The sequence below is a fragment of the Enterobacter cloacae complex sp.6700776 genome, from assembly GCF_048284255.1.
In the GTDB taxonomy this organism is placed as follows: domain Bacteria; phylum Pseudomonadota; class Gammaproteobacteria; order Enterobacterales; family Enterobacteriaceae; genus Enterobacter; species Enterobacter intestinihominis.
The window spans coordinates 26570-42162 of sequence record NZ_JBLVYK010000004.1 but is presented as its reverse complement, the minus strand read 5'-3'; the positions used below and the strand labels follow the sequence as shown (position 1 = coordinate 42162).

The 15593-nt window shown below is 49.4% G+C and carries 15 protein-coding genes; 5 read left to right on the top strand and 10 right to left on the bottom strand.

Annotation, left to right across the window (positions count from 1 at the left end; genetic code table 11):
• Positions 1–20: 20 nt before the first annotated feature.
• The gene (locus ACNQ0T_RS08085; RefSeq protein ID WP_023299780.1) at positions 21–1070 is read right to left on the bottom strand and encodes a rhodanese-related sulfurtransferase; all 1050 of its coding nucleotides are present in this window, start codon (positions 1068–1070) and stop codon (positions 21–23) included.
• Positions 1071–1288: 218 nt separating this feature from the next.
• Between ACNQ0T_RS08085 and ACNQ0T_RS08080 the strand changes: the two genes are divergently transcribed.
• The 3 genes from ACNQ0T_RS08080 (at position 1289) to ACNQ0T_RS08070 (ending at position 4918) form a co-directional block, all read left to right on the top strand.
• On the top strand, positions 1289–2215 hold the full coding sequence (locus ACNQ0T_RS08080; RefSeq protein ID WP_022647709.1) for a Kdo(2)-lipid IV(A) acyltransferase: 927 nt from the start codon (positions 1289–1291) through the stop codon (positions 2213–2215).
• Positions 2216–2356: 141 nt separating this feature from the next.
• Positions 2357–3592, top strand: coding sequence for a multidrug efflux MFS transporter MdtG (gene mdtG / locus ACNQ0T_RS08075; protein WP_023305851.1), 1236 nt, complete (start codon positions 2357–2359; stop codon positions 3590–3592).
• Between the two features lie 330 nt (positions 3593–3922).
• Positions 3923–4918, top strand: coding sequence for a hypothetical protein (locus ACNQ0T_RS08070; RefSeq protein WP_417929866.1), 996 nt, complete (start codon positions 3923–3925; stop codon positions 4916–4918).
• On the opposite strand, the gene ACNQ0T_RS08065 is transcribed toward ACNQ0T_RS08070, so the two are convergent.
• The 5 genes from ACNQ0T_RS08065 to ACNQ0T_RS08045 form a co-directional block, all read right to left on the bottom strand.
• Positions 4910–5038: a hypothetical protein gene (locus ACNQ0T_RS08065; RefSeq protein WP_417929865.1), complete on the bottom strand. Its 129-nt coding sequence runs from the start codon at positions 5036–5038 to the stop codon at positions 4910–4912. The two genes, ACNQ0T_RS08070 and ACNQ0T_RS08065, sit on opposite strands and share 9 nt — an antisense overlap.
• Positions 5039–5439: 401 nt before the next feature.
• The gene (locus ACNQ0T_RS08060) at positions 5440–5952 is read right to left on the bottom strand and encodes a DUF2778 domain-containing protein (RefSeq protein WP_417929962.1); all 513 of its coding nucleotides are present in this window, start codon (positions 5950–5952) and stop codon (positions 5440–5442) included.
• 177 nt (positions 5953–6129) lie between these two features.
• The gene (locus ACNQ0T_RS08055) at positions 6130–6597 is read right to left on the bottom strand and encodes a hypothetical protein (protein ID WP_417929864.1); all 468 of its coding nucleotides are present in this window, start codon (positions 6595–6597) and stop codon (positions 6130–6132) included.
• Positions 6594–7325 (bottom strand): HNH endonuclease, encoded by a 732-nt coding sequence (locus tag ACNQ0T_RS08050; RefSeq protein WP_105322633.1) that lies wholly within the window; start codon positions 7323–7325, stop codon positions 6594–6596. Before ACNQ0T_RS08050 ends, ACNQ0T_RS08055 begins: the two co-directional genes overlap by 4 nt.
• A gap of 265 nt (positions 7326–7590) precedes the next feature.
• Positions 7591–8685 (bottom strand): recombinase family protein, encoded by a 1095-nt coding sequence (locus tag ACNQ0T_RS08045; RefSeq protein ID WP_417929863.1) that lies wholly within the window; start codon positions 8683–8685, stop codon positions 7591–7593.
• 88 nt (positions 8686–8773) lie between these two features.
• Between ACNQ0T_RS08045 and ACNQ0T_RS08040 the strand changes: the two genes are divergently transcribed.
• Positions 8774–9163 (top strand): MysB family protein, encoded by a 390-nt coding sequence (locus ACNQ0T_RS08040; RefSeq protein ID WP_417929862.1) that lies wholly within the window; start codon positions 8774–8776, stop codon positions 9161–9163.
• Between the two features lie 7 nt (positions 9164–9170).
• Here ACNQ0T_RS08040 and ACNQ0T_RS08035 read toward each other — a convergent pair whose 3' ends face one another.
• The 3 genes from ACNQ0T_RS08035 to mdoG all read right to left on the bottom strand — a co-directional run bounded on the left by ACNQ0T_RS08035 (position 9171) and on the right by mdoG (position 13557).
• Positions 9171–9398, bottom strand: coding sequence for a YceK/YidQ family lipoprotein (locus ACNQ0T_RS08035; RefSeq protein WP_003858030.1), 228 nt, complete (start codon positions 9396–9398; stop codon positions 9171–9173).
• A gap of 84 nt (positions 9399–9482) precedes the next feature.
• A complete protein-coding gene (gene mdoH / locus ACNQ0T_RS08030; RefSeq protein WP_022647707.1) occupies positions 9483–12011 on the bottom strand; it encodes a glucans biosynthesis glucosyltransferase MdoH in 2529 nt (842 codons plus the stop codon).
• On the bottom strand, positions 12004–13557 hold the full coding sequence (gene mdoG, locus ACNQ0T_RS08025) for a glucans biosynthesis protein MdoG (RefSeq protein ID WP_032622136.1): 1554 nt from the start codon (positions 13555–13557) through the stop codon (positions 12004–12006). The genes mdoH and mdoG overlap by 8 nt, the downstream gene beginning before the upstream one ends.
• Positions 13558–13812: 255 nt before the next feature.
• On the opposite strand from mdoG, the gene mdoC reads away from it, so the two are divergent.
• Positions 13813–14952: a glucans biosynthesis protein MdoC gene (mdoC, locus tag ACNQ0T_RS08020; protein ID WP_032624492.1), complete on the top strand. Its 1140-nt coding sequence runs from the start codon at positions 13813–13815 to the stop codon at positions 14950–14952.
• A gap of 41 nt (positions 14953–14993) precedes the next feature.
• Here mdoC and ymdB read toward each other — a convergent pair whose 3' ends face one another.
• Positions 14994–15530 (bottom strand): O-acetyl-ADP-ribose deacetylase, encoded by a 537-nt coding sequence (gene ymdB, locus ACNQ0T_RS08015; RefSeq protein WP_154051630.1) that lies wholly within the window; start codon positions 15528–15530, stop codon positions 14994–14996.
• Positions 15531–15593: the final 63 nt, after the last annotated feature.

Below are 15593 nucleotides of genomic sequence, written 5' to 3'. Positions count from 1 at the left end.
TTACGCCGCCGGGCAATGTTTTACTCCGGGTCCGGAATACCCAGTTTGGTATTCAGTCGGCCCCGGGATTTATTAAAGATCTTATTCCCGTTCTCGCGCCCGGCACGGCGACGACGTTGCTCTTCTTCAGGCAGGATACTCTCTTCACTGCACAGCTCGCTACAGCAGCCATTAAACTTCTCGGCACATGCAGGACACTGAATAAACAGAAGATGACAACCGTCGTTTTTGCAGTTGGTATGCGTGTCGCACGGCGTACCGCACTGGTGGCAGTGAGCGATTACGTCCTCTGAAATTCGCTCGCCCATACGCTCATCAAACACAAAGTTTTTACCGATAAAACGCACCGGTAACCCCTGCTCGCGGGCGCGGCGGGCATATTCAATGATCCCACCCTCAATATGCCAGACTTTATTAAAACCGTTGTGTTTCATCCAGGCACTGGCTTTTTCGCAGCGGATCCCCCCGGTGCAATACATAACGATCTTTTTGTCTTTATGCTCCTGCATCATCTCAACCGCTTTCGGCAACTGTTCACGGAAAGTGTCGGCAGGAATTTCCATCGCATTCTCGAAGTGGCCCACTTCATATTCGTAGTGGTTACGCATATCGATGAACACTGCATCCGGATCGTCGAGCATCGCGTTCACTTCAGCGGCCTTGAGGTACTCCCCCACATTAGCGGCATTGAAGTTCGGATCGTCGATGCCATCCGCCACAATACGCTCACGCACCTTCATGCGCAGCACCCAGAACGATTTGCCGTCATCATCCAGCGCAATGTTCAGGCGTAAGCCGTTAAGCGCCGGATCAAAACCATAAAGGAGATCGCGGAAGGCGCTGACTTTGCTTTCCGGCACGCTGATCTGCGCGTTAATACCCTCACGCGCCAGATAGACGCGACCAAACACGTTCAGGGCGGTGAAAGCCTGGTAAAGCGCATCGCGGGTCGCCTGTGGATCGTTGATGGTAAAATATTTATAGAAAGAGATCGTTGTGCGCGGTTCGGTTTCGGCCAACATACGCGCTTTCAACATCTCATTCGAAACGCGGTTGTGTAACACTGGCATGGTGTACAAGTCCTGCAATCGTTGAGAAATAAAAATCGGTCGGCATGATATAGCAAACAAAGACAATTTACATCCACACAATTTACGCTACATTTCAGTCAACCTGATTAATCAGACTTAACACTTGCATATTCTTTCATGTTTCGATGACAGACATTTTGGCTATGCCTCAAAAAATGAGACAATAGCCCTTCAGGACGTTAGAACACAGGACAGACATGACCCAGTTACCGAAATTTACTGCCGCGCTTTTACACCCACGCTATTGGTTAACATGGTCAGGCATTGGCTTGTTGTGGCTAATTGTACAGCTGCCTTATCCCGTAATTTTCCGCATGGGTAAAGGACTGGGCCGCATTGCTCAACAGTTTATGAAGCGTCGCGCCAGGATCGCGTATCGAAATCTTGAGCTTTGCTTTCCTCAGATGAGCGAATCTGAGCGTCACGACATGGTGGTTAAAAACTTCGAATCTGTCGGCATGGGACTGATGGAGACCGGTATGGCCTGGTTCTGGTCGGATAAGCGCATGGCGCGCTGGACGGAAGTGGCCGGAACCGGCATGGATCCGGTGCATAATCTCCAGGCCAACCAGACTGGCGTCCTGCTGATTGGCGTTCATTTCCTGACGCTCGAAATTGGCGCGCGCATGTTCGGCATGCAGGCGCCGGGTATTGGCGTTTATCGTCCCAACGATAATCCGGTGATCGATTTGATACAGACCAACGGACGCATGCGCTCGAATAAAAGCATGATCGACCGCAAAGACCTTAAAGGGATGATCCGCGCCCTCAAATCAGGTGAAGTGGTCTGGTATGCCCCGGATCATGACTATGGCCCGCAATCCAGCGTGTTTGTCCCGTTCTTTGCGGTGGAAGAGGCCGCGACGACCACCGGGACCTGGATGTTGGCGCGGATGTCCAAAGCGGCTATCGTGCCGTTTGTGCCGCGCCGTAAGCCGGACGGTTCAGGCTATCAGCTTATCATGCTGGAGCCGGAACTCGCTCCGCCGCTCGACGACGCGGAAACTACCGCGCGCTGGATGAACGGCATTGTGGAGAAATGCATTATGCTCGCTCCCGAGCAGTACATGTGGCTGCATCGCCGCTTCAAAACCCGGCCTCAGGGCGTCCCTTCTCGTTATTAATCTGCATGCGGTCTTCCGGGCCGCAAGCTGTTTTAGCTTTAAAAGCTCCCCGTCATTGCGTCAATCATACCCCAGGCGCATAATTAGCAGGCTTATTACCTCACTGGTCACGGTGCCCTGCACCTCATTATGCGGATAGTTATGTCCTCCACAGATGCTCCCATAAACTGGAAACGCAACCTGACGGTTGCATGGCTGGGTTGTTTTCTTACTGGCGCCGCCTTTAGCCTGGTAATGCCCTTCCTGCCCCTCTACGTTGAACAGCTCGGCGTCACCGGCCATAGCGCACTGAATATGTGGTCCGGCCTGGTGTTCAGCATTACGTTCCTGTTCTCCGCCATTGCGTCGCCTTTCTGGGGCGGGCTTGCGGATCGCAAAGGCCGCAAAATTATGCTGCTGCGCTCCGCGCTCGGCATGGCGATCATAATGCTGTTGATGGGGGTGGCGCAAAATGTCTGGCAGTTCCTGATATTACGCGCGCTCCTGGGTCTGCTCGGGGGATTTATCCCCAATGCCAACGCCCTGATCGCAACCCAAATCCCACGCCATAAAAGCGGCTGGGCATTGGGTACGCTCTCCACTGGCGGCGTAAGCGGCGCACTGCTGGGTCCGCTGGCGGGCGGGCTGCTGGCCGACCACTACGGACTGCGGCCGGTATTCTTCATTACCGCCAGCGTGCTGTTTCTCTGCTTCCTCGTGACGCTTATCTGCATCCGCGAGAATTTCACGCCGGTAGCCAAAAAAGAGATGCTGCACGCCCGGGATGTGCTGGCCTCGCTGAAAAACCCAAAGCTGGTGCTGAGCCTGTTTGTGACCACCATGATTATTCAGGTGGCCACCGGTTCAATCGCGCCTATTCTGACGCTCTATGTCCGCGATCTGGCGGGAAACGTCAGCAATATCGCCTTTATCAGCGGCGTGATCGCCTCTGTTCCCGGCGTGGCCGCGTTGCTGAGCGCGCCGCGGCTCGGCAAGCTGGGCGATCGCATCGGCCCGGAGAAAATTCTGATCTGCGCCCTGATCCTCTCCGTTCTGCTGCTGATCCCCATGTCGATGGTGCAGTCTCCCTGGCAGCTCGGCGTGTTGCGCTTTCTGCTGGGCGCAGCGGACGGCGCGTTGCTTCCGGCGGTGCAGACGCTGCTGGTCTATAACTCCACCAACCAGATTGCCGGACGTATTTTCAGCTACAACCAGTCGTTTCGCGATCTGGGTAACGTCACCGGGCCGCTGGTCGGCGCGGGGGTTTCGGCCAGTTTCGGTTTCCGGGCGGTCTTTATCGTGACGGCAGGCGTCGTGCTGTTCAACGCTGTTTATTCCTGGCTCAGCTTATCCCGGGCGCTACGCCCGGCGCGCATAACACAACATCGTGACGGCTAATTTACGCATTCATACTTGCACAATCATATAATCAGCTATTCTTTCCCTGAATACCTTCACGAAAAACAGGGAGACACCAATGACCATGTACGCCACGCTGGAAGCAGCGTAAAGTAAAATACATAGATGTTTTATGTCATTACATTTACGGTCATAAGTACGTACTTTAGCCTTCGGCTGTATCAGTCCGTCCTTTCAAAATCCCCGGGTTCGTTTTAAACACGCTTCACCTATAACCTTATACTTCATACGTCATTGAAAGCTCCCTATTAGGGGTGTATATTCTCACAAGCTGTTCATCCAAACAGTACGCAAAGATAAGGAAATGTAATGGCAGATAATTCAGAATCTTTTGCATCAATAGAACAAATTACCTCACGCCCTAATTTTTCTTCTGATTTAGAAATTACTGTTAAAAGTTTTCGTTCTCTTGTAGGACGCTATCATCTTAGTGAGAGTGTGAAGTGCCAGGTAAAAACCGAGCATGGGAACTGTGGTCAAAAACATCAGCATGGATATCTTGGTGTTGATGATACTGGATATGAAGGTTTAATTGGAGGCATTTGTGGGGATAAGTACTTTGGTGAGCACACGCAATATATACAGGAAAGAAATCGTATTGATGCTGAGCTTGACAGGCGTGAGAGCATAGAGAAACTAATATCTTATAAAGATAATTTTTTAGCCTTATCTTCTACGTACGCTAATTTATTGAAAGAAACTCACAACATAAAAAATAAAATCAATTATTTATATAAAGGCTTTCCTGACATAGTACTTACTTATCTTTATCAAGCCCAAAGAACACAAAATTGGGATTTATATATTGATGTGTTGCGTCATACTCGTGGTGAAAAGGGAATGACGAGTAATTGGTATATTGAAAAACTCTGTACTTTTCCACCCTTGCCGTCTCAACAAGAAATTAAAAGTTTGTTAGGGAAAATTGAGAGCTTGCAATCTATTTTCAACGAGGCCTGTTCAAAAAAAATAGATGAACTTGGAACGCCAAAATTGAAAAGTTACGTAAAAAGCATTTCCGAATTCTCAGAATTAGAGACTTCTTTTAACAAACATCACAAAAACACTGAAGACTTCATTAGAAAAGAAAACATCTTTAATCTATATTATGCCTGTGCAAATACTAAGGACAAATATAGTACTATCAAAACAATTTTATACCTTATGAAGAATTCAAATCCAACAGAAGCATCAGTTAGAAAAAAATGTGATGAGATTGAAGCTGCAACAAGAAAAAGATTTGATAATTGTGAAATCCGATACAACAAAAAAGTAATGAAGTTTAAGAAGAATAGCTTAGGTTAAGCATAAAAGCCCCTGATGGGGCTTTTTATTTTTTAGCGTTTTAAGCATTGTAATTACACGCTCAATTTTAATATCAAGCATATGTACACTATCTTCTAAGTTTTTTAATGTCTTCTTCATTTGATCTTGTTCCTGCTCAAGCGAAGTTAGAGACTGATCCATCAAAGCAACTTTCGTTTCAACGGTAGAAATACGTGCATCTAATTCGTCTGAGTCAGATGTAAAATCCCTATAAACAGTCCAGCACAATACTAAATAAAATGAGGTATTAGCGATTGGCCTGAAACTTTCTTAGTACTAAGCGTGCGACCAAGAACAGTATGGTAGCGTAGATAAGTACCATCAGGATTAAGGCGATGAACCTTACCGGATCTGCATCAGCTTCATATGAACCACTCAGGCCAGAACCGAAAGTACTATAGGTGGTATCCATAACCCATTGAGTTAGTCCATTGAGAGGCTTACCGAAACTTGATAGCCACCATGCAAAGACAATACAGATACTGTATATGGCCGCATTCTTAACGAATCCTGCACTTCGCATAGTCGCTCCCCCCTTGTACATCAACATAACCATATGCCATCACTCCAGTCCTTGATCCTGGTACTTTAACCTTTTTAGTACGGAGCAACTGACTACGTACAGTATAGAAATCGGGTCGATTGACGAATGTAATACACCCCTCTGAGAAACCAGAACCATCTGGCCTGAGTGGATGTAACCGGAAGCTACCACGAGATACACCGTTAATCATTATACTATCTGTCATGGTTTGAGCACTGAAGAGTGCAAACCATTCGGAGTGGTCATTACCTGTGATTGTATCAACGCCCCAGGCCCGGATCTTATTCAATGTAGAGCCAGTTGGCCTATCAACTAACCAGTACCGTCCAGTAGGTATTGCACTGTTTGGTAAGTACGCACAGTTTGGATCATTGGTATATGGGTTTTGCCCACTAAAAACCGAGAAAGTTCCTATTCCATAGACGTGTAATTTGGCGTAGCCATTATTATCAATATCGTCGTATGTCATCCTCATTATTTGCATTTTCTTTTCCCTGCTCTTTGCATATAACGATTCTAACATATGCTATCTAAACAAATAGCCTCCTAAATGTAGTGAGTCTAAAAATCAACTTAAATTATCTTATTTCATAAGAATGCTATGTCATTCAATCGTATTTGTTTAGCTATCTTTATTTTCGATATATTATGCATTTTTTGAAAACTTTGAAATAATATTTTTTGAGTTAGGAATGTCATGCTCTTTCCCTTCAACATCTAATACGGTAATGTTTTCTAACTCATAAGCATTGCCATCATCATCTGTAATTACTAAATCCCTGAATTCGATTTGAAACCTTTCCCTTTGCTTTTCTTTAAGTATAAAACCATTTTTTTCAAAAATATGTCTGGTATTATTCCCTTCATAATGGCATAGAATCCCTTCTAATACAGCATCACGCCTACCAACATTAAGAACGGTCACTTCAATTTTATAAGCCTTTTCGTAAACCGGTTCGTATACAACTCGCCCTGTAATTTTCAATCTTGATCTATCATGCCATGCCGTTCGACCTGAAAAAAATAAGGAAGTACATGCTATGATAAATGAAAGTACAGAAAAACAAATAGTTAACACATCTTTGTATTTAGCTGCTACTGTTAATATGCTCATTTTTTCTCAACTATTATTTTTAATCTTTCGACACTTAAGACTTCACTTCCCCTATGTATCATTGCATGACAGTTTGGACAAAGGGGAACCATATCTTCAATCGGGTTTACTACATAGTTCTCACCTACTGTATGCAGTGGTTTGATATGATGAACGTGTATAAATCCTTTACCGTGTTCGCCATAGACTTTCTCAAAGTCAAACCCACAACACTTGCAAGAAGTACCGTGATGGTCAATACACGCCTGCCGTGCTTTTGGATCACGTTCGTAGGAGTTTACTGTAACTTGCTTTTTTGCACCTTCAGCGAAGTTTTCAGGTGAGGTAATTTCATCAGGAAACAGATTAGGTAAGAAGTCTGCATACCAGACAGTACCTTCTTTTCGAAGGTAACGCTTTTCAAGTTTAGGGGTAAAACGTTTGATAACAGCTACATCTCTATCCTCATCGTTTCGCCCCTGCTCCATATCAAACGTGAAAAGATCATAACCTTCAGCTATCAACCGGATGTGTTCAATAGCTTGAATGTATCCCAGATTTTTTCTTGTCCTACCATCAACTACTTTGGTTTTCCACCGCTCCCTTAGTATAACTGATCTTTCTTGCTCTTTCTGAACATCCCAAGCACCAAAGATCACCATTTTCTTGTCGTGATTAACAAATGACCAACTCCAATTCCAGTTACTACAAGTAGCACCATGCGACTGGATAAATTGTTTTCTGTTCATGTTATCCCTCTCTTAAGTACCTCTTTGTACACAAAAATTGCACACTTGATCCAGTACTTTATGTAGTTATCAAATGGCATCATAGTAAGGGGAAATGACCGGAGCGAGAGGTGTGAAACTGGCGGGGCATTTCGTACTTACCAATTCATTTTAGGTACTTCACTTGCTGTACTAACACCTATCGAGCAAAGCGAGAAGAAACGTCTTCCGCCTTTTCGAGTACAGCGAGAAAAAAGGAACGTTTCTAACCAATACTACGAGGAGTTCACGACGAGTAGGTAACGCTGTACCTTAGCATCTTTGAATTACACTTTTCATCTTTAGTACGTTGTCTATAGCAACGTAACCACCCATTAGACATACTCTGAACGATCATAGGACTACCGCACTCATAGCATTTAGTTAGGCCGTTAAATAAATTCCGTTGTTTTGTTGTAGTGCTTCTTTGCTTTTTATTTGAAACATTCCTATCCATCAATGATTGGACTTTTAGAAAAAGATCATCATCAACAACTACCGGATAGATACGCTTAGCATTATCGTGTGCTTCTTTCTTGATCTTTAAATTCTCTAAAATTCGTTTTTCGGTTTCATTAGTAATTTCATTTATTTTTTTTGGTATGGTTTTGTACTTACCCTCAAGAAAGCCATTAAGACGACGATCACGTAATTTGTTATATACAGTGACAGTGTTCCAACCTATGCCGTTGTACCTGTTACCTTCATCATTGAGTACCTTGACGATATGAGTCACCCCGTACCCATCACGATACATCTGAAAGATTCGTTTAATAGTTTCTACTCTGTGATAGTCAATCTCATATGATAGTTTATCAGTACTGAGTGACAACCAATCTGGTGTGTTGTTGTTTAAAGCTCCCCCATTTGCTAAAGATGCTTCTTTGCGATGCTTCCATGACTTCATACTAATACGGGCTTTTCGCTTCGATTCCTGGTGAGCACGTTCAATACTTGTGGATAATGCAGATAACTTGTGATCGAGCTTATAGCTGTAGATTTGCCCCGTTTCAACTTCAACAATATCAATGTTACGTTTGATCAGAAAAGTAAACTCATCGATTGCATCATAGCCCTGCTTCTTGGAAAACCTGTCAACACTCTCGATCAGCAAACAACCTTCAGTAATTTCTTCTGATCTTACACGTTCCTTGAACCGCCCCAATGAGCCCTTCGTGAAGTTGTGTCCGGCGTAGCCTGACAAGCCTTTATCACTTTCCAGTACTTCATGATTGCCTGGATCAAGCTGATACCCTAATTCAGCGGGTAATTTAGCGTTTTCGAGGAAGTCTAATACTGTACTAATCTGGCGCTCTAAGCCAAAAGCATCAACCTGCTGCAAACTCGATACCCTACTATAGATGTAGGCTTTGACAGTTCGCATTCATGCACCTATACATTTGATAAACATAATCATTGAGGAACTCATTATGTCCGATACAGAATATGTATTCTATAGTACGCTGGAAGAAGCAATTGATGCCGCTCGCGAAGAGTTCCTCGCCGATAATCCCGGCATTGAGGAAGAAGATGCTGACGTGCAACAACTCAATATCCAAAAATACGTCCTACAGGACGGCGATATTATGTGGCAGGCCGAATTCTTTGCTGATGAAGGTGAAGACGGAGAATGTCTGCCGATACTGAGTGGTGAAGGTGCGCAGGCGGTATTCGACGGCGACTATGACGAAATTGAGTTACGTCAGGAGTGGCTGGAAGAAAATACGCTGCATGAATGGGATGAAGGTGAGTTTCAGCTCGAACCGCCGCTGGATACCGAAGAGGGTCAGGCCGCAGCGGACGAATGGGACGAGCGATAAGTCACCGCTACTCGTAGGGGCCGTGACTGGCATCGATGGGCAGCAGTAGCGTGTCGAAAATGAGTGAAAACGGCAGATCGAGCACGGTGAGATAGCGCCATGCGGAATCGCGGACATCCCACTGTACGCCGGGGTAGTACTGATTCCCGTGGCCCTGTCCGGGGATGGTGCGGCTGATAATGCTGCCGCAGCCGCTGAGCAGGCATGCCATCATGACGACGATGATTACTTTCATTTCTTACCTCTAAAAAAATACCGGCCTCACAGCCGGTATTTTATTTGGCGGGTGGCGCTTCGCTTACCCGCCCTACTTAACAACTTACTTCGTCTTCAGGGCCAGCGGATTCAGCTTCACGTCCTTGTAGTAGTTCACCCACGAAGAGTATCTCTCCGGAGAAGTCCACACGCGGTAGTGAAGCCGTGCCATCGTCACCGGATCGCTCAACAGCACCAGACGACGGTCGCGGTTAAGCTTTTCTGGCGTCTCGTTCAGCGCCTGCTCAACGTGGCGATCGCGGGCGATCTCCAGCACCTGGCTGGCGCGGTGACGCGCAGTCGCCATCGCGGTTGCCAGCGCGTTGAATGACGGGTTAAACACGGCGTGCATAAAGCCATCATCCAGCGTGCGTTTGCGGTTCTGCTCCAGATAGGTATCGGTATCCACCAGCACCTGCGGCGGAGAATACTCTTCCGGGATCAGGAACAGCTTCCAGCGTTTGGTACGCAGGCCCACCGTAGATCGGCTGGAGATCACCGACACAAATGGCGACAGGATCAGCGAGAAGACGATTGGCGCCAGCCAGAACAGGAAACGCAGATCCAGCCAGGCCATACCAACGGCCCACACCAGGCCCAGCAGTAGCTGAGAGCCGTGGCGCATAAAGGCTTCACTCCATGGCGTAGAGTCATCGTCACGCTGCGGTGAATTCCACACCACTTCCCATCCCAGGAACGCGCTCACCACGAATACCGTGTGGAACAGCATACGCACCGGTGCCAGCAGGACCGAGAACAGCACTTCCAGCAGCAGTGAAAGGGTTACGCGGCAGAAACCACCGTACTCCTTCGAACCTTTACACCAGATCAGAATGATACTGAGCAGCTTAGGCAGGAACAGCAGCACCATGGTCGACGCGAACAGCGCAATCGCCAGCTCCGGACGCCACTGCGGCCACACCGGGAACAGCTGGCGCGGTTGCAGGAAGTACTGCGGCTCCGTCAGGGCATGCACAACCTGCAACGCGGTCGAGAGTGCCAGGAACATAAACCACAGCGGCGCAGACAGATAGGACATGACGCCCGTCAGGAACACCGCACGGTGAACAGGGTGCATCCCCTTCACCAGAAACAGGCGGAAGTTCATCAGGTTACCGTGACACCAGCGGCGGTCGCGCTTAAGCTCATCCAGCAGGTTCGGCGGCAGCTCTTCATACGAGCCCGGCAGATCGTAGGCAATCCAGACGCCCCACCCTGCGCGACGCATCAGCGCGGCTTCCACAAAGTCATGCGACAGAATGGACCCGGCAAACGATCCTTCACCCGGCAGCGGCGCCAGGGCGCAGTGCTCAATGAATGGCTTCACGCGGATAATGGCGTTGTGGCCCCAGTAGTGAGATTCACCCAGCTGCCAGAAGTGCAGACCGGCAGTAAACAGCGGCCCGTAGACGCGGGTCGCAAACTGCTGGCAGCGCGCATACAGCGTGTCCATACCGGACGCTTTTGGCGAGGACTGAATAATACCCGCGTTCGGATTGGCTTCCATCAGACGGACCAGCCCGCTCAGGCAGTCGCCGCTCATCACGGAGTCCGCATCCAGTACCACCATGTAGCTGTACTGGTTACCCCAACGACGGCAGAAGTCATCGATGTTCCCGCTCTTACGCTTAACACGACGACGACGACGACGGTAGAAGATCTGCCCTTCGCCCTGCACTTCAGCAATCAGCTCCATCCAGGCTTTTTGCTCTGCCACGCAGATATCCGGGTTGTAGCTGTCGCTCAGGATGTAGACGTCGAAATGCGCCGCGTTACCGGTCGCCTTTACGGACTCCCAGGTGGCACGCAGCCCGGCGAATACGCGGTCAACATCTTCGTTACAGATAGGCATGATTAGCGCGGTACGGTGCTCAGGATTGAGGGGTTCATCCCCGACCGTCGACGCGGAAATGCTGTATTTGTCACGCCCCATCAGCAGTTGCAGGAAGCCCATCAGCGCCGTCCAGAACCCGGCGGAGACCCAACAGAACAGCACGGCAAACAGCAGAAGGATGCCGCTCTGTAAAATATACGGCAGCAGCTGCATGAAGGAGACCCAGATATCCTGGCCAATCATGTCAGCAGGGTTAATCAATGCCCAGCCCTGGTACGGCAGAATAGTTTTCATGTACCAGGTGGCGACAACCGTCTGTGCCAGCGTCAGCAGCAGCAGAATGTAACGACGAATCGTTCCCACGGTACGCCATTTCTGCTCGGACGCCTGTTGTTCTTTGGTCAGACGTGACAGATAGCGCGGCGTCACGTCACGCCCACGCAGGCGATCCCAGAAGCGACCCACCGGGTTGGTGCGCCACGGATCGGGGAACATAGAGGAACGCGTGGCCTTCGGCATCGCCTGTAGCTGGTCACGCCCTTCGTCATCCTTGATTAACTGCCCTTCTGCCAGCGAGTCTGGCCATGCCTGCTCCAGACGTGCCTTCACTGACCCCAGCGGCGTATCATCATCACGGGAAAAGTGACGATGTTCACCATCCAGCGCGGTGTGAACCGCGCGGATGTCGCTCGCAGGGAGTGCCGCTTTTTCAATGTCCGTTAGCGGCATGGCATCAATATATTCAGATGTATTATTCATTGGCAGGTAGCTGATAGCTCCAGGTTTCACTCAGCGGCTTATCGTTACTGACCAGCGCGGCGCGCATTTCAGTGGTCTGTTTCGGATCTTTCACCTTCACGCGCAGGGTCAAACGCCACCCTTTGGTGACCGGATTGTAACGCACGGCGTTCTCAACGATTTCACCGTTATCGCCAATGCTGGCCTGTGCCGTCACGGCAGTATCCGGCGCCAGTTTTTTCATATCCTGCCCGGTGAAGTCCACGATAAATGCCAGCGTGCCATCCGGCTGACGAATCAGGTTGGACTGCTTCACGTCCCCCGTAGAACGACGCGTCTGCATCACATACGCGTTATCCGGTGCGTGCAGTTTGTCTTCGTCACGGCTGAAGGTGATCGCATACTTGAAGTTCATCTCTTTACCGGCTTCAGGCAGCTGATCCGGTGTCCAGTACGCCACGATGTTATCGTTGGTTTCATCATTGGTTGGAATTTCAACCAACTCAACCTTGCCTTTACCCCAGTCGCCTTTCGGTGTAACCCAGGCGCTTGGGCGCAGATCGTAGCGGTCGTCCAGATCTTCAAAGCGGGAGAACTGACGGCCACGTTGCAGCAGACCAAAGCCCTGCGGGTTTTCCATCGCAAAGCTGCTGACGGCGAGGTGTTTCGGGTTGTTCAGCGGACGCCAGATCCACTCGCCGTTACCAGCATGAATGGAAAGGCCATTAGAATCATGCAGTTGAGGGCGGAAGTTAGTCGCCGGAGACGGCTGATTCGGCCCGAACAGGAACATGCTGGTCAGCGGCGCGACGCCCAGTTTGCCCACTTTATCGCGCAGGTAAACTTTAGACTGCACGTCAACCACCGTGTCACGCCCTGGCATGATCACGAAGCGATAAGCGCCTGTCGCACGAGGGGAGTCCAGCAGCGCATAAATTGTCAGACGTTTGTCGGTTGGTTTTGGACGTTCGATCCAGAACTCGCGAAAACGTGGAAATTCTTCACCTGATGGCAGCGCGGTATCAATTGCCAGACCGCGCGCAGAAAGCCCGTACACCTGCCCCGCGCCAATCACGCGGAAGTAGCTGGCGCCAAGCATGCTGACGATTTCGTCGTTTTTATCTTTGCTGTTAATCGGGTAAAGCACCTTGAAGCCTGCGAAGCCGAGGTCTTTCACCGTGTCTTTATCGTGTTGCACATCGCCAAAATTGAAATAATCCGGGCTGTACTTGATTTTACGTACCGCGGTCGCCGTCACTTCATTGATGGCAACCGGCGTGTCGAAGTACATACCCTGGTGGTAAAATTCAAGCTTGAACGGGGTTTTAATATTGTTCCAGTACGCTTTATCGTGATTGAACTGGATCTGCTGATAGTCCGCGTATTTCATGTCGCGGAAAACGGAGGGCAGGTTACTTTTTGGCGCTTCGTAGCTCTTGCCCGCCATCGATTTAGCCTGTTTTGCGACATCATCGATGTTAAAGGCCAGTGCAGATGAGGTATACAGTGACAACAGCACTGCTACACCCAACCAACGCATTTTCATCATTTGTGGTTTATGTTTCATAATAAGTAAGCACTTCCCCCTTTGTGTGCTTATATCGATCCGATCCATTTTAATGGAAACTCAGGCAATCCGACAACATTATCACTGCTTTGTTCAGCTCGCTGGCTCATGGATTAAGCAAATGAAAGAACCCGCTTTTCACTTTGCGTGCTTATCCTGGAGACAGGGTGTCGGTCTTGGTGTAGGGTTGGCTCCGAATGTAACCATTATGAGCCTTAGGGATAAGGCGAAAAGTCTGAGAATGCGCAAAGTTATATGAGCACAACCCCTGTACAACGTGAATATTTCCTCGACTCGATCCGCGCATGGCTCATGCTATTGGGGATCCCTTTTCATATTTCACTGATCTATTCCAGCCACACCTGGCATGTGAACAGCCAGATGCCCTCCTGGTGGCTGACGCTGTTCAATGATTTTATCCATGCCTTCCGCATGCAGGTGTTTTTCGTCATTTCAGGCTATTTCTCTTACATGCTCTTCTTGCGCTATCCCCTCAAGCGGTGGTGGAAAGTGCGCGTGGAGCGCGTGGGCATACCCATGTTGACGGCCATTCCGCTGCTGACGCTGCCGCAGTTCATCATGTTGCAGCATGTTAAAGGCAAGGCGGAAAACTGGCCTAATCTCTCGTTCTATGAGAAATACAACACCCTGGTCTGGGAGCTGATTTCCCACCTCTGGTTCCTGCTGGTACTGGTGGTGCTAACCACGGTGAGTTTGCTGATCTTCACTCAACTGCGCCAGCGCGCGAGCGCCGCAACCTCGACCTTCTTCGCCAACATCACCCTGGGCAAGCTGTCGCTGCTGTTTCTTGCCCTGGGGGTCGCGTATGCCGCCGTCAGGCGTACGCTGCTCATTGTCTACCCTCCCATTCTGAGCGATGGGCTGTTTAATTTCGTGGTGATGCAGACCCTGTTCTACATTCCCTTCTTCCTGATTGGGGCGCTGGCATTTATTCATCCCCGGCTTAAAGCGCTGTTTACCACCCCCTCCCCCTGGTGTGCGGTGGGTGCTGCGCTGGCCTTTGCCGCCTATCTTCTCAATCAGCGCTTTGGCAGCGGGGACGCGTGGATGTATGAGACAGAGAGCGTGATAACGATGCTGATGGGCCTGTGGATGGTTAACGTGGTGTTCGCCCTTGGCCATCGTCTGCTGAATTTTAAATCAAGTCGCGTCACCTATTTCGTTAATGCTTCACTGTTTATCTACCTGGTCCACCATCCGCTGACGCTGTTTTTCGGGGCGTACATTACGCCGCATATCAAATCGAATGCGCTGGGCTTCTTCACCGGTCTGGTCTTTGTGGTTGGCATTGCCATCGTGTTGTATGAAATCCACCTGCGGATCCCGCTTTTGCGTTTCCTGTTCTCAGGTAAACCTCAGGTTAAAGCGGGATAACAAAACGGCGCCTCCAGGGCGCCGTTTTTGCATTACACGCATCAAAATGCCTGGCTGCGCGCGGTCAAAATCCGCTGATACAGGTCGGCGGTGTGCTCATCGAAACAGACAAAAATGACTTTTTCCGGCATGGGTTTGAGGGAAAGGTAGTGATAAACGGTATTCACAGCGATCGTAGCTGCCGCTTCCTTTGGATAACCGTAAACCCCGGTGCTAATGGCGGGGAATGCCATGGTCTTATAGCCGTTATCTGCCGCAAGCCGCAGGCAGTTACGATAAGCCTGCTCCAGAATCTCAGCCTCATGGCGGTCGCCACCGTGCCAGACGGGTCCAACGGTATGGATCACCGCTTTGGCCGGGAGATCGCCCGCAAGCGTAATAACAGCATGCCCCGGCGGGCACTCTCCCTGCTGCTGGCGCACGGTTTTGCATGCTTCAAGGAGCTGAGGGCCCGCGGCCCGGTGAATGGCACCATCCACCCCGCCCCCACCCAAGAGGGAGGAATTGGCTGCGTTGACGATCACGTCAACGTGCACCGTCGTGATATCGCCATGAATAACGTCGATTTGCGGTCTCATAAACACCCTCTGCAACCCGCCTTTTTCATCAGTGTATCGCAGAGGGAGAAGGAGAAAAACTGT